Origin of the sequence: Candidatus Frackibacter sp. WG13 (assembly GCF_900114655.1) — a bacterium.
Classification (GTDB): domain Bacteria; phylum Bacillota; class Halanaerobiia; order Halobacteroidales; family Acetohalobiaceae; genus Frackibacter.
The window spans coordinates 1-21240 of record NZ_FOTT01000033.1; the positions used below are offsets into that span (position 1 = coordinate 1).

A 21240-nucleotide genomic window follows, 5' to 3' on the forward strand; every position below is an offset into this window, starting at 1 on the left:
CAAGTAAGGATAAAAAAAGATAACCTTTCTGATAAGTGGTATCTATTAGTAATATATAAAATTGAAGTCAAAGATAAAGAAAAAGGTAGCAATATAATGGCTATTGATTTAGGTTTGAATAATCTTGCTACATTAACTTTTAAAGATAATGTAGATAACTATATCATCAATGGGAAATCTATCAAAAGTAAAAATAGTTACTTTAACAAAGAGATAACTAAATTACAAGCTATAAAAATGAAACAAACAGGTTCTAAAAACTTTAAAGATACTAACAAGATTAAAAAACTTAGGATAAAGAGGAATAACTATATATTAGACTATCTCCATAAAGCAAGTAGAAAAATAATTAATTTAGCTAAAGAATATCAAGTATCTAAAATAATAATTGGAGATATAAAACAAATTAAACAGAATATGAACTATAATAAATCATTTGTTCAAGTGCCAATGCAAAGGTTAAAAGAATTAATTGAATATAAAGCTAAATTAGAAGGGATAGAACTAATAACAATTAACGAAGCCTATACTTCTGGTTGTTCTGCATTAGATTTAGAAAGACTAAATAGAGATAATTACAATAAATCTCGTAGAATTGAAAGAGGGCTTTTTAAATCGAATATTGGGTTAACTATAAATGCTGATGTTAATGGCTCATTAAATATAATGCGTAAGTTTTTGAATAAAAAATGTATTCCTAAACTTGTTAATCAAGCTAGGGATAATGGAGTTGTGAACCCTCCTTCAAGATTAAGGATTGCCTAATTTTTTAGGTCAAAACAGTTAAATATCAAACATCTTGTAAACTAACCTAGTAGTATAGATTGAAATTTAATCTATATGAAGTAGTTAGAAGCTCCATCTAAATCTTATTTTTGATTTAGATGGAGAGGTTCACACAGGAAATCGATTGATGCATATATAATAGTTATAGTGGTAAGGGTGTAAATAAAGAAGAGGAGTTGGCTTAGATGTTAGAAAAGGCTAAGAAAGTTTTAAAAGATTACTTTGGTTATGAATCATTTAGAGAAGGTCAAGCAGAGATTATTGAAAATATATTAGATAAGAAGAATACACTAGGAGTTATGCCTACAGGTGGAGGTAAATCAATCTGTTTTCAGATTCCTTCTATCTGTTTATCAGGAACAACAATTGTTATTTCGCCTTTAATTTCATTAATGAAGGACCAGATTGATTCTTTAAGGACAGCAGGCGTTGCTGCTACTTATATTAATAGCTCATTAAGTGATTTAGAAATTCAGGATAGAATAGATAAGACTAAGGCAGACCAATATGATTTACTTTATATAGCACCAGAACGATTAAATTCAGGTCGCTTTTTAGAGATGTTAAAGTCAGTGGATGTAACTTTAGTAGTAGTTGATGAGGCTCATTGTATTTCACAGTGGGGGCATGATTTTAGACCAGCTTATATTGAAATTCCAAAGTTAATAGATGCTTTGTCGCAGCGACCTACAGTGGCTGCGTTTACGGCGACGGCTACTACAAGGGTACAAGCTGATATTGCAGACTTACTTGCTATTAAAGAAGAAGATGCATTTGTAACAGGATTTGATCGTGAAAATTTAACTTTTAAGTTGATTAAAGGAGAGAATAAAAGGGACTTTATAGAGGAGTATTTAGCAGTTAATTCTGAAGACGCAGGAATTATCTATGCAGGAACTAGAAAAGAAGTAAATAATCTTCATCAATTTTTAGAAGACGAGGGTCATAAAGTTGGTAAGTACCATGCCGGATTAAGTTCGGAGGTTAGAAAGCAGACACAAGATGACTTTTTATATGACCGAATCAATATTGTGGTAGCGACTAATGCTTTTGGTATGGGAATTGATAAGTCAAATGTTAGGTATGTAATCCATCATAATATGCCTAAAAACTTAGAAGCATATTATCAGGAAGCTGGAAGAGCCGGAAGAGATGGTGAACCTAGTGAATGTGTACTTTTATTTTCACCTGGTGATACTAACTTACCTAGATTCTTTATTGAACAGTCTAATGTATCACCTAAAAGAAAGAATCATGAATATAAGAAATTAAGACAGATGATAGATTATTGTCATACATCTAAGTGTCTTCGCCAATATATCTTAGAATACTTTGGTGAAAAAGATGTGCCTGATGTTTGTGAGAATTGTAGTAATTGTGATGAAAATGTAGAGTTTGTGGATATGACTCTTGAAGCACAAAAGATCTTTTCCTGTATCTATAAGATGGAAGAACGTTTTGGGGTTACAGTTGTTGCTAAAGTGTTAAAAGGATCTAGGAGTAAGAGAGTCTTGAAAGATGGATTTGATGAGTTGTCAACTTACGGAATAATGAATGAATATACTATTAAAGAGATTAAGAATATGATTAAGTTTTTAGTAGCAGAGAAATATATTAAATTAACCGAAGGGAAGTATCCAGTAGCTAAACTTACAAAAGAGGCGATTTCTGTATTAGAGGAAGAAGAGAAAGTGATGCGTAAAGAAAGAAAAGAGACTAAGCAGATCTCTAAGAGTAGTGATCTCTTTGATAATTTACGCAAACTAAGAACTAAATTAGCTAAAGAGGAAGACGTACCTCCTTTTATTATCTTTAATGATAGTACGTTAAGAGATATGGTTGATAAATTACCGCTAAATAATAGTTCAATGTCAAAAATTAAAGGAGTAGGAACAGTTAAACTCAGAAAGTATGGTCAAGAATTTATTAAGAAGATTAAAGAGCATGTAGGCGAAAGTGATCTCCAAGAGACTAAAAGCAGTAGAGGAAGTTCAAATTCTAAACGTAATTATAAGAAGAATAACTTAAATCTTAAGAGTCATATTATAAGCTATAATTTATATAAAGAAGGCAAATCATTCAAAGAAATAGCCGAGGAGAGAAGTTTGGCTTTAACTACTGTAAGAGGGCATATCATTAAAGCGGCATATGGTGGAAAAGATGTAGATTTAAAGTCTTTTGTGCGTGAAGAGCATCAACAATTAATTATAGACACAATAAAAGAAGTAGATACAGATAGATTAAAACCGATTAAAGAAGAACTACCAGAAGAAGTTAGCTACTTCCAGATTAAGGCTATGATCTGTTATGTTGAAATTGAAGAATTGAATTAAAATAACATAAGGATAAATCCTGAAGAACTAGAAAGACTTTTTAATTATATATGCTAAGCAATACTTTAAAAAGTTAAAAGATTATCAGCCGATGGAGGTTGGACGATGTCTTAAGACTATAAATCTATTTTAGAGTTTTAAAGATTAATATAAGTTTTAAAGATTAATATAAGTAATGAGGTCTTCTGTTGAAATGCAGAAGATCTCTCTTATATTAAGACTTCCTGTTATAAACGGGGAGTTTTATTTTTTAAATATAAAAGAAGCCAACAATAATCTGCGCTCCGGCCACTGCAGACCCTCAGGAACCCACAGCAATCTTTCGACTACTATAGATCCGTTCCGAGCCTACTAATAACCTTTGCTCGAAGATGATAGAACCAATCTCGGAACCAAGAGCAGTCTCTCGACCACAAAACAGGATCCCTCCAGATCCTATCATCTTCTTAGGTCGACCAGCATAGATCCCTGACGAACCCGGAACAATAACCTCTTCGGCTAAATTGCAGGCCCTTTCGGAACCTATGCTAATCTTCGCTCTAACCATTATAGACCGAAAATAAATTCGGCCTATAATGATCTTTGCTCGACCAACCTAAATCCCAAATATAATTTGGAACCTAGGTCAATCTTACCTCGACCATTGCTGACCTCTTACAATAATTATCATGTCCTTTTGAGTAGTTTTTATACATGAAAATTTATAATTAATTTTTAAAATTTAATACAAAATAAAGCACAAGATAGAAAGTGCTTTAATGCAAACGATTATTTTCCATTTATATGCAGGATTTCCTCTTTTTTTAGAGTATCAATTACATATAATGTCTTAAATATATAATAATCATTATTAGCAATAGTTCTAAACTTAAACTCTTTTATTATTGAAATTATCTTTTAAATAAATTTAAGAGTAGGCGGTGACTAAAAGTGAGGTTGAGCAAAGAAAAGACAAAGAAGGATTTAGATTCTTTGCAGGATAAGTATGTATTGATCAATATAACTCAAGAGTATGACACTAGAAGAAAAATAGAAGAAGAATTGTATGCTGGAGCAAAGGTAACTATAACAGAATTTGAACCAGATAAGAGTTTTAACGAGACAGCAGAAGTAGAGAATATTGAATTGGGGCAGAAAGTTTACATACCAGCAGTTAATAAAACAGTATATAACTATTTACGTACTGAGTTTGCAGAACAATATAATAATAAGCACATACTTTATTTAGAGGATAAGCTTGGCAAGTACTTCACGGAAGAATTAGAATCTTTCTCTAATAAAATAGCAATAGAACAAATACTTAAGAACTATGACAGTAAGTTTGACCTAACAAAACAAAAGGATCTTGATGAACTAAGAAAGCTTAAAGGCAATATAAAGTTCGTTGATTTAATTGATTATATAATTAAGCGTTGTAAAAAGGAAGAGAACTATTTACAGATATTAAACCAGATTTTAGATATTAATGAGGTTACTAAGTGGGATAAGGTGCAATTTAATATTGTAAAAGAGAATGGAACTGACTTAAAAAAATTAAAAAGTTATAAGCTATTAAAAGAATTTGAGAAAAAGAAATTACATCATAAGCTTTATGAAAAATATAATAATATTAAAGATTTTATTGAAAGTCTATTAATTAATTTTATAGCAGCGCAAATGAAATCTGTTAATGGGGACAAATTCGATTCATTAACAAAGCAATTCGTGTGTTCATATCATAAAAAATCAATTGTAACGATATTACCAGAAAATGATGGCTTTTATAATTACTTAATAGAGTTGGATAAACGGTTAAGTATTGTTTCATTACTCGAACTAGCAGTAAACAATCACAGAAATTGGTTTGAACCTATTTTTAAACAATTGGATAAATATTTAGATGAATTAAAGACTGAGGGTAGTTATCGATATGTAGACTATTTAAAGAAGAACTTTAAAGTAAAAGACTACAGGAAGATTCTAAATGAAGACTATAAATTAGTACAGGAAGCAAAGTTAGTAGATGAATTTAATGATTATCAAAATATACAGTCCTTTTTAAAAGGAATTAAAGAGATTAAGATTGACCCTAAACAGTTAATCAACTTCCAAGAAGTTATTTCAGTTAAAGATAATGAAGCTTATAAATCAAAATCATATACTCAGCCAAAAAGAAATGAAAAATCTGAAGGTAAGAATAGTGGTAAAAGTATTATAGATAATAAGAAAACAGTAGAGTTTATGAAACCAACGAATTGGAGTACTTATTTAGATAATAATGATGGATTATATACATTGAAGCAAGAGTTGTCGGAAATAAAGAATCTAGCTCCCTCAGCAATAGAGGTAGAGGGTCAGTTCTTCTATCATGATTTTGGAGTAGCAGAGATGATAGGAACAGCGGGCAAGAAAGTTAAGGGCTTAGGTTCTGATGAAGGATATACTCTTACAGTGAATGGTGATGGGTCGATGAGTATAAGTAAAGGGAATAAACAAGTAATGAGTTTTTTGGGATGGGGATTAGAAATGACTGTCATTGGAGCTCAATATACAGGTATGGAATTTAAAGATGGTACAAAACTTAACATGAAAACAACTCTCACTCTTTCGCCTAAGACTGGAAAGCTTAAACCAGCTTATAGTTTAATAGCTGATAACAGTCAGTTTGGGGGTTTAAAGCAAAAATTAAGTTTTATACTTAAAGACAATATAAATAAAAATAACTTTCAGGAAGTAGCAGAGAATACTATTAATTACAGTTCCGAGATGGCTTTAGTTTTATGTGTAGGAATATTAATTTGTCTGATATTAGAAGTAATCAGTTTACCTACCGGAGTAGTGGTAGCAACAATATCATTTTTATTAATGCTTGTTAATAAAAAAGAAGCTGTGGCAGCAGATAAAGAAGACGAAGGTTGGGAGGATGAATAAATGAAGTACTTAAAAAGGGTATTCTATTTTTGGTTAGTTATTAATTTAAATGCATTTTTAATGTATAATACATCATTTTTTACTAAAAATGGAGAATTATTTAGTATTACTGTTGGTACTCTTACTCTATTATTAATAATTGGTTTGTTTATATTTTCTTTTCCTGCTATTGGGCTAATAAAGTTAATCAGTATAAAGTTATATAGTTTTATATATGACTCAACAAAGTTTATTTGTTATTTTGCTACTATATTAGTCCATTTCGAAGGGTTATACACATTATTATTAGGTACTTCTATCCAAAGTGAAATAATAACTGGGTTATCTATATTTGGTTGTTTTATATTATTTATCTATATATTATATTGTTTTTGGAAATATCGGTTAGAAATAACTATTGGAATGTTTTTAACAAATTTTGTTGTTTATCAATTTAATTTTTGGGTTACAACATATTTAATTAGCACCAATAAACCAGATTTACTATCAAAATTCATGCAACAATATTTAGGTATTGAACATGTAACTAATCCAATGAAAGCAGTAGCTTTATTACTTTTTTTAGCTATCTTCTTAACAATAACTATCTTTTTACGTAAAAAAGGAGTCTATGATTATCGCAGCAGTAAAGAACAACAGCAAGAAAAATTACGAGAAGGTTATTATGCTAGATATAGATAATAAATTCAATGTTAATAAGGGGATGAATAATTATGTCACGGGGATTAAAATTTATTGTTAAAAGTGGTCAGCAGTTTGATAGACTGCTTAGCAATTTAGAAATATCAAAACAAGCTAAAAATAACTTAAATAAGTTAATTTATAATATTTTTGGTATTAATATTACTGATAAAACAATTGAGATAATTAAAGCAGTAAGTAATCAATTAGGGAAAAGTAGTGAACTCAGTGTAGAAGTTTATGAAAATCAAGATAAAAAAGAAAAGGTTATAGATTATGGTAATGCTAATCAGAGCAAACAGATTGAACAAGTAATCAATTTATGTATTATAGCTGGCTTACCAACTGAACAGTTTATTATGGCAGAAGAACTTTTTAAAAAGAAGACTACAGAGAATAGAGAAGAATGGAAGTTAACTTTTAAAGGGGATGTCTTAGGTGGAGCATTTGCACAATATGTTGGTATTATGGCAGAGTCTGAATTGCATAATTATCAAGTTATAACTAAGAATAGTATGGGGATAAAGAATTTTATTGAGTTTAAAGGTAATGAATTCTTAGGCTATGAATATGGTTTATTATATTTTTTAAGGGATTTATTTAACGAAGATAATAATATGGAATTTATCCGTATAGAGCTTGAAAGAGAAGGAGTAATTAAAAATGGCAATATTGGTCAAGAGTTTAGATCTAGCAATGGAGATAGAATAGATGCTGAAAGGATAAAAGAAGTATTGATAAGACTTTTTACTACTAGATTAAAAGAATTTAATTCAAGTGTTGCTAAAGTAGATTGTAAAGAAGTATTGAATCAGGCTATAAAAATGGGTGAAGTAATAGAAGAATCCTTCAACCCTTACATAATAGAACGAAAGATGAGATTTATAGATAGCTACCAGCGATATAAAGCCAGAACCCAAGAAGCAAAAGGTAATATTATCAATTACATAACAGCAGATAATATACCAGCTAGGCTGTTAGGACATGTAGGAAGTACGTATGTCGTAGATGAAAATCTGTGGCGGTTAGATAAAGGGAAAGTTAGCAACTTAAGTGAGCGAATATCAAAATTAGAAAAGAAAGAAGTGGTTGATTTAACCAAACCTAAATTAGATCTTTTCGAACCATTTATCTTAACTAAAGAAGGCGGTAGTTTCGAGTCAGCTGTTAATAGACTACGAAATATTCCCCAAGTAGGGAACCTAACTAATAATGTCAGTCGAGATTACTTACGTTCGTTAATCAAAGATATAATCCTTGATTTCAAAACCAAGGACGAGGGATTCTTAAAAGAACTCTTTAGATTATCTAGATTAGGTAGGGAAGGCGAGATTATGGTTATTATCAAAGACCGATTGCGCCATAGTATGTACTTGCAAAAGAAGTTGGATACGAAAGATAGTAACGGTATATTTAAGAGTAGATATCTACGAGAGAATCAAGACTTACTAACTGAAGAAGATAGAATTTATCAACTAGCTAAGCCTATATTAAAGCAGTTAAATTATAGAATGGGTTATTCAGAGCTAACAAAATTATGGGACTGGAAGATAACAGGTAGTGGGCAGTTATTAATTCTAGGTAATAAACTAGAAAGTAACGAAGAGGTAAAAGGATATCATGCCTCAGACTCAAAGCGAAAGTTTACTAATGAAGAAGTAAAGTTAAAGATAGAACTAGAAGAACCATCCCAGAACAAAATCTATGGTACTCACAAAACACGAAGTAATTACAAAGAAGAATACGATACCGAATACCGTCTCGAAGAAGAAAATACCTACCAATTTAAAAATACCCAAGGAATCGGAGCAACAATTCTCAGTAAATATACCAACCCTGAACGCAAAATTAAGATAGATAAGAAAGAGATCTCCGGAGTCTATAATGAAGTAGACGAAATCGAAGGCAAGGTCAAAGTTAGTGGCGAAGAGTATTACGGCAGTAATATCATCTATAAACCAGATCGTTATGAATTAATCTACCTTTATGGTCCCGAAAAGAAGGACAAGTTAATTATTGACGGTTTTAAGAATGGTGATTACGGCATAGAATTAAAACCAAAAGTGAAAGAAGCTAAGGATACCAAAGAACCGATGACCTATACTCCCCATCGAGTCAAGATAGACCCATTTGAATTCAAAATCTTAGATAAGTTAGAGATAAATAAATCGATCTATGACCATACTCGCGTCAAGATTGCTGGGATGATTAGCGATGAAGATTTACAAGAGTACGAAAGATATCTAGATAAAGAAGATCCTAAATTAGTAATCACCTATGATAATCAAGATAATAAGATTCTATTTAAAGGTATTATCGAAAATTATCGTTTGGATTATAAACCACAAGAGTACTACTTAGAATTAGAAGCGGTCTCTTATAGCGTACTATTAGAACGCAAATGGAAGAATCGAATCTATCAGAACTTTGGTACAACCTACGGTGAAGTATTTGATAAGCTAATGGATGATAATCCATTATTTCATATCACCTTTGCTGACGATAGCTTAGAAGAGACTTCATTGGTCTCTAAGGACTATCCACTAGTCTTGCAGTATAAGGAGAACGAATGGGACTTTTTGAAACGTATTGCGTCTTACTTAAATCAACTGGTAATTGTAGACGATACGAAAGATGACGAAGAAAAGATTACTATCTTACTTGGATTCCACACTGGCAAAGTAAAAGATTTAAATAATATTGCTGGTATTCAAAGGATGAAGAGTATTAAAGAAAGAGACCATATTTATCCTTTCTATCAGACCCATTACCATGCTCACTTTAGATCCGATGAGATATTCGATATCGGTAAGAAGGTTAATTATCGCTTAGATAACGAGACTAAGGAGACTGTCGAATTGATCATAATCAAGAATAGAATCTATATGGAAGATAGTATTCTACGTTCAGACTTAAGTTTAGTTAAAGAAGAAGAGATAGATGTAATGAAAAGAAGACGCAAGCGACTAATCAAAGGAAAAAGTTTGAGAGCTGAGGTTAAGAAAGTTAATCAAGACTACACAGCCCAAGTAGAATTTCTTGATATCGAAGACGACTATAATCCACTTAAAGCCTTTCGTTTTCCAATAGACAAATTCTATACCAATGCTTACTTCGCACCAGAGGTAGGTGATGTAGTAGATATCTACTTCAAAAGCAAGAATGAGAAACACGCCACCTCAAAGAGTAGTAGCACCGATAATGACAAGAAGATAGACCATGACCCAGCGGATAAGCTAATCAAGACTCCTGGTGGATTTCAACTCTTACTCAATAACCAAGAGATTCTATTAGCAGGCAAAGATAAGAAAGCTAGCCTCCATCTAATGGAAGAAGAACTTAATTTAGGAGTAATGAATGGCGGTGGACTAGAAATGACTAAAGATAGAGTTAGAATCGGTAACCAGAAAGGCCAAGGAATCATCGATGATGAAAAGACAGAGTTAAGTTTTGGCAAACGGCAATTAAAGATAAGTAAAGGTGGGATTAGTCTTTCGTGATGATGTAATTAATGGAGTAGCATGAATTAATAATAAAGGAATGATTCACTCTTATATCCAATTATTTGATATAAGAGGTAAAAATTATAGAGGTGACTACTAACATGAGCAAAGCAGATTATCTTAAATCATTAAGTCTTTTACATATTTTTGAACGACTACAGCGAGGCGAAGTGATTAGGACTAAAGAAGAGATGGAGCGATTTAATGTAAGTCGGAAGACGATTCAAAGATATATTGGTAGTCTACGTGAGTATTTAGCTGAATTTTCTACTTATGATTTTTCAGCAAAGATAATTTATGATCAAAAGAAACAAGGATATGTTTTAATTAGAGAAGAAGATAGCTGGTTAAGTAAGAAAGAGATTTTAGTATTAGCGAAAGTTCTTTTAGAGAGCAGAGCATTTACTAATGGAGAGATGGATGATTTATTAGACAAGCTTATCTTGCAAGCGGAACCGGAAAAACAAGAACAGATTACAGAGGTAATTAGTAATGAAAGGTTTCATTATACACCGGTGAAGCATAATCAATCATTAATTGAGATAATTTGGGATTTAAGCGAATCGGTTCGCAAACAGCAGGTGGTTGAAATAACTTATAAAAGTTTAAATAAGTCTCAACCTACTAAATATAGAGTTAAACCGGTCAGTATTATCTTTTCTGATTTTTATTTTTATTTAATTGCTTATATGTGTGACCGGGACTTTGATCACCCAACGGTATTTAGAGTGGATAGAATTAATAATTATACAGAAGATGATGAGAACTTTAACATGCCTTATTTAGAACGTTTTAAGCCAGGTGAGTTTAGAAAGCGGGTTCAGTTTATGTTTAATGGTGAGTTGTCAAGAATAAAGTTTAAGTATTATAGTAAGAATATAGAGCATATTTTAGACAGATTGCCGACAGCAGAAGTTATAGAAGAAATAGAAAAAGGTTATATAATTAAAGCGGAGGTTTATAGTGAATTTGGATTAAGGATTTGGCTATTATCCCAAGGCAAGAGTATTGAAGTCCTAAAGCCAGAAAGTTTGCGCCAGCAGATGCAGGAATTGATTGAGGGAATGTTAGAGGTTTACAAATAATATTTTGATGGGACAGATATTGTCGCAGGAGACATGATATTATAAAGTTGACAGTGAAGCCCAGAAAAGAGTTTTCGGATTAAAAGCAGAGTTTATCGTAGGCTGTGGCAGAATTTATTCACGTCAGCTTTTGGGTTTTAAAGCTGTAAGGAGTCTTGATTTTTAGGCTGGGCGAGACAATGAAGCTCATAAAAATACAGGTTAAGGTTGAGAAAATTAAGACATTAAAAACTTTAAAAGAGCAGGACACAGATTAAACTAGGTTAAAGTTAAGACTAAGGTTTAACTCTAATCTGATTACCTAGCTTAAAGAACGAGGCTGGTTATAAGTTCACGATAACCACTGATTATCGAAAGAGGTGAAATAATTGTCTAAAAGATTAATCTATAGCGATCTTAATTCATTGAATCAGATAGGGTTAGAATATTATTTAAACCATGAGGATTTATTATATATTATTCCTTATCATGAGATGAAAGCTACGATGCGTGAGGAGATATGGCAGTCGGAGGATGGTCAGGCTGTGATATTGCAAAATATATTATTTATTGACCAGTTATTTAAAGATCTTTATTATAAAGTTGATGGACGACGTGAGATTATTGGTAATGATCAGTTGAAGTATATATTATTGGAGTTATTAAAAGAAGAGGATTATGAATTCTTTGACGAAAGTTCTGCGGATTATATTATAGAGTTTATTGATGAAATTGATGCGGAGTTAATTGATTTAGAGGAACGGATAACCGAAAGAAAGATCTTAGTTGAATTAAGAGATATTTATCATGCTCTAAAAGATAGATTGGAAGAGTTAGGTTTTATAACTAAATGGCAGAGTTATCAACTCTTAATTAGTGAGTTAACGCAAGCTGACTTTAGATATCTTTATCCAGAAGTTAAGAATATATTCTTCGATAGAGTCTATATCCTTAGGCCGGCGGAGCTGGAGTTGATTTTAATCTTAGCTGATTGGGTGGAGGATACTACTATTCTGCTAGATTATAATCTTGACAAAAAGAAGTTATTTAGTAATTTAGATTCATTATTTGAGGAGTTTAAGAAGGCTGATTTTGTTGTTGAAGATTATACAGAGAAGGATAATGGGTTGATTAGAAGCCTATTTAGTAATGAAGTCTTAGTTGAGGAAGAGAAGTATTGTTGGCAGGATGAGTTTGAAAAGGAAATAAGAGTGATTGATCTTTCTGATTCAGTACAGGAGTTAGAAGCTATTGCTAAAAAGATTAGGGAGTTAGCTAAGGAAGGAGAGAATCTATCTAGAATTGGAATTGCTTTTTCTTCTCCTAATAATTATCGTCCTCATTTAGATAGAATCTTTACTGAATATAATATACCTTATAGACGAAAGATTCCGATGCCTTTGATTTCGGTGCCATTGATCAAAGAGTTAGTGGGGGTATTGACTATATTAGCTGGGGATTTTGATGACCAGGACTTTTTAGCTTTGGCTAGTGCAGAATTCTTGAGTTTAGACTGTACTTCTTTGTTAGATAAGTTGAATCACATCTTAGGAGAAGTTAGGTTTGAGGCTAACGGATGGTCTTTAGTTAGATTAATAGAAGATAAGGTAAGAGTTATAGAAGATGATGAATTATTAGGGATTATAGATTTTATTAAGAAGAATTTAAAATGGAATTTAGGTAAAAAGGTAACTTTTAAAGCTTTTATTAGTAAGTTTATTGGTCTATTGAATAAATTTGAACTTGCTGATAAACTAGATGAATTTGAAGACGGTAGTGAAGTGATGGCTGTTTGGAATGAGTTTAAGAATATTACTGCTAAATTAAATAAGATAGCTGATGAGAAGAGAACTTTAAAAGATTGGATAAAGCTGCTAAAGTTGGCTATTCGGGAAGCAAATTATACCTTTGATCAAGGACAAGGTGTAGAAATAACCGGGAAGATAGAGTTAAGAAGTGGAGATTATGACTATATATTTTTAGCTGGGATGAGCCATGACCTTTATCCAACGGCAAGTCATAACCCATTAGATAGATACTTTAAAGAGTTAGGAATGGAGTTAACAGATGATCAAGTTTTGGATAGATACTTATTTGTTGACCATCTCTTAGGCGCTAAGAAAGGAACGTTCATTACTTATTCTAAATCTGCAAGCGAAGAGCAGGCTTTAGCCAGCTCTTGTATTGAAGAGTTAAAACGAGTAGTTACATTAAAGAAGATGGAAGTAGAAGAGAATCTCTATTCAATTAACGAGTTACAACAGAGTTTAGGTTTAAAGTTGAAAGCTGGAAAAGAATATACGGACTATACTCAAGGTGATGACTATCATTGGCAAGAAGATTTATTGACTAAATTTAGGTTACTTAAGGAACGTAATAGAGATGAATTTGCAGTCTATAATGGAAAGTTAGAAGAGGAAAGTAACCTTAATTGGCTAGAAGAGAAGTTTGACGACGACTATGTCTATTCGGCTGATCTATTAGGTAGTTATGCTAATTGTCCTTTTAGATTCTTATTTGAGAAAGTCTTTAAGTTAAGTAGCTTTGATCTTTCCGAAGAGATTCTGCCTTTTGAACGAGGTAGATTTTTACATAAGATCATGGAGAAGTTTTATAGTAAGTTTAGTGCTGGTAAGGTTACAGAAGATAATCAGGAAGAGGCAGCACAAGTATTATTAACAGCGACCCAAGAGGTATTGGCTGAGTACCCATTATTTAAAGAGAGTTTTTACTGGCAAACGGAGGGAAATAGATACTTACAAGATGATGATTTAGGGGTCGGTTTGGAGAAAATTTTAGCATTCGAAAGAGATAGTACGATAAAGAGTAATAAGAAGACTAATCATTTTACCGTTAGAGAGGTAGAGTGGGAATTTGATGGATTAGAGTTAATAGATGATTATAAATTTAGAGGTCGGATTGATCGTATTAATTATCATGAGGAAGGTTGGTTAGGAGTAATCGATTATAAGACCGGAAGTATAAATAATCCGGTTCAGATACCGCTTTATATTATGGCTGCCAAGGAAGAGTTTGAGGAAGATATCGTTCATGGTGGTTACTATATCTTAGACCCTGGTAAAGGGCTTGATTATAAGAAGGTAAAGGTTACTAATGAGATGTATAAGAGTAGTACGAAGGCTACAGACAGATTTAATGAGAGTTTAGAGGAAGCTAAGAAGAATATTAAAGAGTATATCACTAATATCAAGGCTGGTAATTTCAAACTAGGTGATGGTGATAATGGTTGTAGCTATTGTCAATGTAAGTTTATCTGTCGAAAGGAGGAGGCTTAATGACTAAGGAAGCGATTGAGGTTAGAGGAATGAAGTTTACTCCTGATCAGGCACGGGCAGTAAAGACTTTAGATCAGAATCTAACGATTAACGCTGGGGCTGGAAGTGGTAAGACTAGGGTTTTGACTGAGCGTTATTTGGATATTCTATTAACGCCACAGAGCCAAGGTGGATTAATGTATAAAGAGGATGCTTTAGATAGAATAGTAGCAATTACTTTTACTAAGAAAGCAGCCGCAGAGATGAAGGATCGGATTAGGGAGAGGTTAACAGAGTATTTGGCTAATAACTTAATTGATTCTAAAGAGAACCAAGAAGAACGAGATTGGGTCTTTAAGCTATTAGATAACTTATCTAAGGCTAAGATTTCGACTATCCATTCCTTTTGTAGTGATATTATTCGTAATAACTTATTTGAGTTAGGGATTAAGGCTGATTTTAGTATTATGGAAGGCTTGGAAGAGAAAGAGTTACAAGATGAAGCGATTAGTACGGTGCTCGAAGAGATTATTAATGAGCCAGAAGATAGATTATATAAAGAATTAGAAGAGGTCACTTATTTGTATGGTAAACGGAAGTTATTTAAGATGTTAAAAGAAATGTTAGATAATAGAGAGGGAATAGAGAATTTCTTAGCTGAAAATAAATCTAAGGACCTGCATAAGGTAATTAATAAGACAGTATATGATCAGAATTTAAAGGGAATTGGGGATTATTTAAATGATCAGGAATTGAATGAAGTGATGAAAGAACTTGAAGGTTTTATTTCTAAGAATGAGTCCCGAGGAGTCAAAGTAATTAAAGGTATATTAAATGACTATCCAGAGTTAATTAGTGCTTTGAATTTATATCGAGAAAGCGGGAAGCAGGAAGCTGAGAATGAATTACTAAACCTTCATTTTAAATTCTTAAACTATTTTTATGATTTTGATAAAGATAAGGAAGTAAAGATTGGTCGGGCTATGGTAGCTGCTGATTGGGAAGGCGGTAATGAGGTTAAGAAGGCTGCTTATAGAAAATTTGAGACTATAAAGAAGATTGTTTTTGATAAAGTGCCGACTGTTAATGATAAGCCGTTAATAATTAGCGATGAACGTCCGGCAGAAATATTAGATATTCTATTAAGGTTACATAAGCAAGTAGCTAAGAGATATGAGACTTTAAAAGAGAGAGAAGGTTACTTAGATTATTTAGATTTAGAGAAGAGAGTAGTTTCTGCCTTTAGTAATAATTATGATTTAGTAGAAAGGTTAAGGAGACAGATTGACTTTATTATGGTCGATGAGTTTCAAGATACTAATCAGACTCAATGGGATATTATTAGACCTTTAGTTACACAGGATAATGATTATAAGCAGCTAGAAGAGGGGAAACTATTCATAGTTGGTGATCCAAAGCAGTCGATTTATGGCTTTAGACGGGCTGATGTGAGGATTTTTAATGAGGTTACTCGACAGATTACAGATAATAATATAGATAATGAGAAGTTAGTTAAGTTAAGGAAGAACTTTCGATCTAATAAAGAGATTATTGATTTTATTAATTATCTCTTTAATGATATCTTTCCTAAGGATGATGAGGAAACTAGTGATTATGATGTGAAATATCAAGATTTAACTTTTGGTCGTAATAATAAGTATGAAGCTAAAGTTGATAGAGATCCGGACTCGCATATTGAATTACTTCTTACTCAGTATTTTAATGATGATGAATACAGTAGTGCTGAATATGAAGCAGAATTGATAGCTAATAAGATAGAGTGGTTGGTAGAGGAGTCTGATAAGCAGATATTTAAAGATGATAGTCTTAATTCAGTTGATTATGGTGACATAGCTATCTTAATGCGGAGTAGAACTAGGCTTAAAGATTATGAGGAAGCTTTAGAGAAGTTCAACATTCCTTATCGGACTGTGCAAGGAAAAGGCTTCTACCAACGCCAAGAGGTCTATGATATCTATTTAGTATTAAAAGCATTGATCTATCCGGAAGATGAAATAAATACTTTTGGTCTCTTTCGGTCACCACTCTTTGCCCTGAGTGATGATCAGTTATTTAAGTTGATGATTGGCAATGTTGATGACGATAGTTCTCTATTGGAAAGAATATTTACTAATCATCCGAAAATTAAAGCTAAATTTGATAAGTGGCAACGGTTAAAGGAAGAGATAAGTATCGATCGTCTAATCAACACTATTCTAACTGATTGTGGTGCTTATACGACTTACCTAGCAGGGACTAGTGGTGAACAGAGGTTGGCTAATTTTAAGAAGTTAATCGCAGCGGCGGCAAACTTTACTCAAGACCAAGGAAATAATCTTTATCTCTTCTTAGAACGATTAGAGAGTTTGATGGAAGAAGAGGATAAGGAAGGAGACGGCGAAGTAAAAGTTGAGGCTGGTAATTATGTTAGATTAATGACGGTTCATGCTTCGAAAGGTAAGGAATTTCCAGTAGTCTTTTTGGCTGATTTAAATAATGCTGGTAACTCAAGATTAGGAGATTTTGTTTGTGATGAAGTTAATGGACGAGAGCAGGTAGGATTTACTTACTATAATGAAGCTTTAGAGCGTGATAAGACCAGTAGTTATGGGATAATCAAAGATAATCTATCTTTCAAGGATAAGATGGAAGGTAAGCGAGTCTTTTATGTAGCAGCGACTAGAACTGAAGAGATGCTCTTTTTGTCCGGAGATGTTAGGATTAAAAGTAAAGGTGGTATTACTCTAAATCATAGTCTTAAGTGGTTAATGCAAGGCTTAGGTTATGAAGAAGAGGATTTAGTAGAATTTTTGGATAGTGAAGAAGAGTATAAAATTGAAGAAATAGTTGGAGAGTATGGTAAGTTTAATCTTATAATATCTAAGAACCCACGTCAGATAAATGAAATTGAAAAGGAAGAAGAGTTCGAAGAAGTTAAAGAAGAATTAGCGGTAGAGATTGAAGTAGATGAATTTAAGCTAGACCCGAAAGTTATATTCCCATCATCTTTGGCTGAGGAAGAGTCGTATCATAATAAGACAGTTAAAGACGAAGTGGCAGTGACGAAAGAGACTGATAATAAGTTAAATAAAATTGAAGTTTCATTTTTAAAGGAGAAAGAGGCTACTTTAAAAGGGACTTTGGTTCACGAAGCGATTGAGTTATTGTCGACAGGGAATGAGTTAAATAGGGATTATCTATTTAACTGTCATCTTGAATATACAGAGTATCCAGGTTTGCGAGCTAACGTAGAGGAAGTTATTGATAAAGTAGAAGAGTGTCCGGAATTTAACGAAATATTAGAGAGTGAATGTAGACCAGAAGTTGAGTTCTATTATAAACGCGAGGGACAGCCGATTAGTGGTTCTATTGATTTGCTTTTTAAAGATGAAAATGACAACTGGGCAGTCGTAGATTGGAAGACGAATCGAATTGATAATATGGAGTATGTGGAGCAGTTAGTTGAGGAGTACCGGCGACAGGTTGAAGTTTATCAAGAGATAGTACAGGAGATGACTGGTCAGGAGAAAGTGAAAGGGTATCTTTATTTTACTGAGGCTGATGAAGGACAGAGGTTGGTTGAGGTGGTTAATAGTTTACAGTTGACAGTGAAGCCCAGAAAAGAGTTTTCGAATTAGAAGCAGAGTTTACCATAGGCTTGCGACCAGCCTTGACTTGTAGGCTGGGCGAGACAGTTAAAATTATTTAAACTGTTAAATAATTAAAGATGTAGGCTAAGTATTGAGGTTGAGGTTAAAATATCAGTTTTAGCCTCAGCTTCAATTTATAAATATCTATATGATTATGTAGTTTAGTTTGTTAATAAATAAAAAATCCTTCTGATTTTCAGAGGGGATTAAACAGACGATATGTAATTATATATAATAATAATAGATTATTAATTAGCTTGAGTGACGATTTTTTAAATATAACTTTAATTGACAATAATCTTTTTAAAAGTTAGAAGTTTATTTTTTACAATCACAAGTAAATAATTTACTGTTAAGGTGAGAATAGTAATTTAAGATTAAAGGAAGTAGGGATTAAGTTGAAAAGAAAGATATTGATTTTAAGCATTATGATGTTATGTTTATTAAGTGTGTCAGCCTTTATCTATGCTAGCAATCAGCAAGATATGAAAGATAAAAAAATTGTTATTAATGGTGATTTTATTTTGACTGATGACAATTACGAAAAAGCTAAAAGTATTGAAGTTGTTAAAGGAAACTTAAAAATAAATACAACTAAAATAGCAAGTATGCCAAATTTAAAAGAAGTAGTTGGTATATTCTATACCGGAAAAAAGGCAAAAAGAGATTTACAAATAGTATCTTTTCCTTTATTGGAAACGGTATCAATTTTATATTTCGAATCACTTGACAACTTAAAAGAGATAAATATGCCTAATTTAAAAACCATAAAAGGTGAATTACATGTAGCCAGAAATTTCAAGTTAAAACAAATAAATTTTCACCAATTAAAAGAAATCCAAGGTAGTAATGGAAATGGAATAAATATTGAATATAATGATAATTTAGAAGGAATAAATTTACCCAGGTTGCAGTATGTTGGTGGATATATAAATATACATGAAAATTATGATTTAAAAGAGTTAGATTTTAGTCATCTAAAAAAAGTTAATAAGTTCTTAGATTTAATAAGTTGCAACAATATTAATTATCTTAACTTAAAATCACTAAAAAAAGTTGGTGGTTTAACTATCAATGGAACTAAAATAGATACTTTACAATTGAATAACTTAAAAAGTGTTGGTAGTTTTGGAATTTGGGATAATGACTTTAAAGCAGTTAATTTACCACAATTAAATACTATTAAATACAGTTTTAGTATAAGATGGAATGATAATTTGGAAAGAATTTATGCACCTAAATTAATGAAGATAGGAACAAATTTAGATAATGATTCTATTATTGCAGATGAGAATAAAAGAACGGATGTATTAATAGAAGTTAATAAAATCCCCAAATACAAAGGTACAATTAAAAATGCAAAATTTAAAATAATTAGGAAGGAAGAATAAAAAATGAGTTATAGAGATGAAATTTTAAACAGTTGTATTGAATTAATTAAAAGTTTTGAAAATGAATCTTTATATTTAGTTGAATTTAGACAAAAGAGATTAAAAGATGAATATTTACAAATCCATCAAGATTCAGCAGATAACCTAGCTATAGGTTATGGATTAGATTTAATAGTACATAGTGAAAGTGAATTGAAGAAGATGTTTGATAGAGCAAATCAAATAAGTAGTGATAATTTTGATTATGAAGAATTAAATTTATTTGAAATAATTCAAGAATATAAGAAAGACAGAGATAGCGATATTATAGAAATAAAATTAAAGAAAATAAAATTACCAAGTGTCGAATATGCAAATATCTTATTTGACATAGTAGCAGAAGACAAATTCAAAGCTGTAAAAAAGATTGCGAATACAGGAACTAATAAAGATTACTATTCTAAATTGACCAAAGCAGAAAAGAGTGCTATTTTTTCAATGTCATATAATGCTGGTTATGGTTTGTTTTTTGAAAAGGTCCAAAATGGAAATAGAAAAGTAATTGATTTCACTAAACCTTACAATTGTGTTAAAAATCTAAGAGAGTATATTGATAATAAAGACAGTGATAAAAAGAAAGCAATTAAGGCAAGGACAAGGGTCTGGTATGAATTTCGTTATAACTCATGCAAGGAAGCATGGCAGGGATTAAATGGTGGAAGAGGATTAGCAAAGAGAAGGTATAGCGAAGGAGATATGTTCGGGTTGTATGATGAAACTATTAGATCTCAAAAAGCAAGGTGGATTTTAGATAAATTAAGAGATGAAAGCATCCAAAAGCAGGGAGTTAAGAGCATAGAGAAAATAGCACATTATTTTGAAGAGAATATTGTATCTCCAGACGAAGTAGGAGAATATAGAAGGGTAAACGATGAAGTTAAAGGGATTGAGGAGATAATAAAAGATTTAAAAGAGATAGCTAGTGAAAATTCAGTAGAACAAATTAAAGCTGAAATTAAAGATAAAGGTAGAAAGCTAGATAATGTAACCGAAGCATTCTTAAAAAAGTATGATGAGAAGTATGGATTAGTCTTAGATAAAGAAAGACTAATTTATAATAATATAATCAAGATTGAAGAGCATACTGACCTGCTCATATTTCCCTTAATGGATAGGTTAGTAGTTAGTATGGAAAGGGAAGCAGAAAAAGCAAAAGGTAGTGATGGTGAGTTATATAAGTCGATTAAGAAGTTTATCAATAGATGCAAAGAGACTTTAGAAGAAGTGATCAATGACTTAGGAGGATATAAGCGAACTGCTTATAAGCAAGATAATAGTCAAGATTTAACTGATCTAGAACGAAAGAAGAGGTTAATAGCAGCATTTAAACGCAAACGTTTTAATTCACCAACTACTAAGAAGAGTCATGAGTTTTTTAAAAGCTTTATAACTAAGGAAGATAAGGAAAAAGAGAGAGCGAGAAAAGAAGCAGAAGAGAAGAAAAAACGAGAAGAAGAAAGAAAAAAGCGTGCTAAAACAAAAGCGGCAAAAAGGAAGAGAGAAGCAAAAGAATCTGAGAGGAGAAGAAAAGAAGAAAGAGAAAAAGCAAGGAAGAGGGAAGGGTGGATAGTAGTCCAGAAACTTGATGGAACTGAATCTATGAGTAGA

Annotated in this window: 11 protein-coding genes; 10 read left to right on the top strand and 1 reads right to left on the bottom strand. The window is 31.9% G+C overall.

Annotated features, from left to right (window positions below; genetic code table 11):
- Both BM077_RS12915 and recQ read left to right on the top strand, forming a co-directional pair.
- The coding region (locus BM077_RS12915; RefSeq protein ID WP_143079009.1) for an RNA-guided endonuclease InsQ/TnpB family protein at positions 1–765 on the top strand (765 nt) is incomplete at its 5' end.
- Between the two features lie 206 nt (positions 766–971).
- A complete protein-coding gene (gene recQ, locus BM077_RS12920; RefSeq protein ID WP_089748452.1) occupies positions 972–3119 on the top strand; it encodes a DNA helicase RecQ in 2148 nt (715 codons plus the stop codon).
- 301 nt (positions 3120–3420) lie between these two features.
- Here the strand turns inward: recQ and BM077_RS12925 are convergent, their stop codons facing one another.
- The gene (locus BM077_RS12925; RefSeq protein ID WP_089748451.1) at positions 3421–3666 is read right to left on the bottom strand and encodes a hypothetical protein; all 246 of its coding nucleotides are present in this window, start codon (positions 3664–3666) and stop codon (positions 3421–3423) included.
- 383 nt (positions 3667–4049) lie between these two features.
- Between BM077_RS12925 and BM077_RS12930 the strand changes: the two genes are divergently transcribed.
- From BM077_RS12930 to BM077_RS12965, 8 genes are all read left to right on the top strand, one after another.
- Positions 4050–6029, top strand: coding sequence for a hypothetical protein (locus tag BM077_RS12930; RefSeq protein ID WP_089748450.1), 1980 nt, complete (start codon positions 4050–4052; stop codon positions 6027–6029).
- Positions 6030–6710, top strand: a complete 681-nt coding sequence (locus BM077_RS12935; protein ID WP_089748449.1) for a hypothetical protein — start codon at positions 6030–6032, stop codon at positions 6708–6710. It abuts the gene before it with no gap.
- A gap of 32 nt (positions 6711–6742) precedes the next feature.
- The gene (locus BM077_RS12940; protein ID WP_090095302.1) at positions 6743–10210 is read left to right on the top strand and encodes a hypothetical protein; all 3468 of its coding nucleotides are present in this window, start codon (positions 6743–6745) and stop codon (positions 10208–10210) included.
- A gap of 104 nt (positions 10211–10314) precedes the next feature.
- Positions 10315–11298 carry a helix-turn-helix transcriptional regulator gene (locus tag BM077_RS12945; protein WP_089748447.1) on the top strand — a complete coding sequence of 328 codons (984 nt, stop codon included), beginning with the start codon at positions 10315–10317 and terminating at the stop codon, positions 11296–11298.
- A gap of 368 nt (positions 11299–11666) precedes the next feature.
- On the top strand, positions 11667–14573 hold the full coding sequence (locus BM077_RS12950; protein WP_089748446.1) for a PD-(D/E)XK nuclease family protein: 2907 nt from the start codon (positions 11667–11669) through the stop codon (positions 14571–14573).
- Entirely contained in the window at positions 14573–18190 is a 3618-nt protein-coding gene (locus BM077_RS12955) for a UvrD-helicase domain-containing protein (RefSeq protein WP_090003450.1), read from the top strand. The genes BM077_RS12950 and BM077_RS12955 overlap by 1 nt, the downstream gene beginning before the upstream one ends.
- Before the next feature lie 410 nt (positions 18191–18600).
- Positions 18601–19593, top strand: coding sequence for a hypothetical protein (locus tag BM077_RS12960; protein WP_089748444.1), 993 nt, complete (start codon positions 18601–18603; stop codon positions 19591–19593).
- A 3-nt stretch (positions 19594–19596) separates the two neighbouring features.
- Positions 19597–21240, top strand: a 1644-nt coding sequence (locus BM077_RS12965; protein ID WP_177188349.1) for a hypothetical protein, incomplete at its 3' end; no start/stop codon positions are given.

What these genes read in the sequence shown, in the direction of transcription:
- BM077_RS12935 (WP_089748449.1), top strand. Translation starts at nt 6,030, where the DNA reads ATGAAGTACTTAAAAAGGGTATTCTATTTTTGGTTAGTTATTAATTTA.
- recQ (WP_089748452.1), top strand. Translation starts at nt 972, where the DNA reads ATGTTAGAAAAGGCTAAGAAAGTTTTAAAAGATTACTTTGGTTATGAA.
- BM077_RS12925 (WP_089748451.1), bottom strand. Translation starts at nt 3,666, where the DNA reads ATGGTTAGAGCGAAGATTAGCATAGGTTCCGAAAGGGCCTGCAATTTA.
- BM077_RS12955 (WP_090003450.1), top strand. Translation starts at nt 14,573, where the DNA reads ATGACTAAGGAAGCGATTGAGGTTAGAGGAATGAAGTTTACTCCTGAT.
- BM077_RS12945 (WP_089748447.1), top strand. Translation starts at nt 10,315, where the DNA reads ATGAGCAAAGCAGATTATCTTAAATCATTAAGTCTTTTACATATTTTT.
- BM077_RS12940 (WP_090095302.1), top strand. Translation starts at nt 6,743, where the DNA reads ATGTCACGGGGATTAAAATTTATTGTTAAAAGTGGTCAGCAGTTTGAT.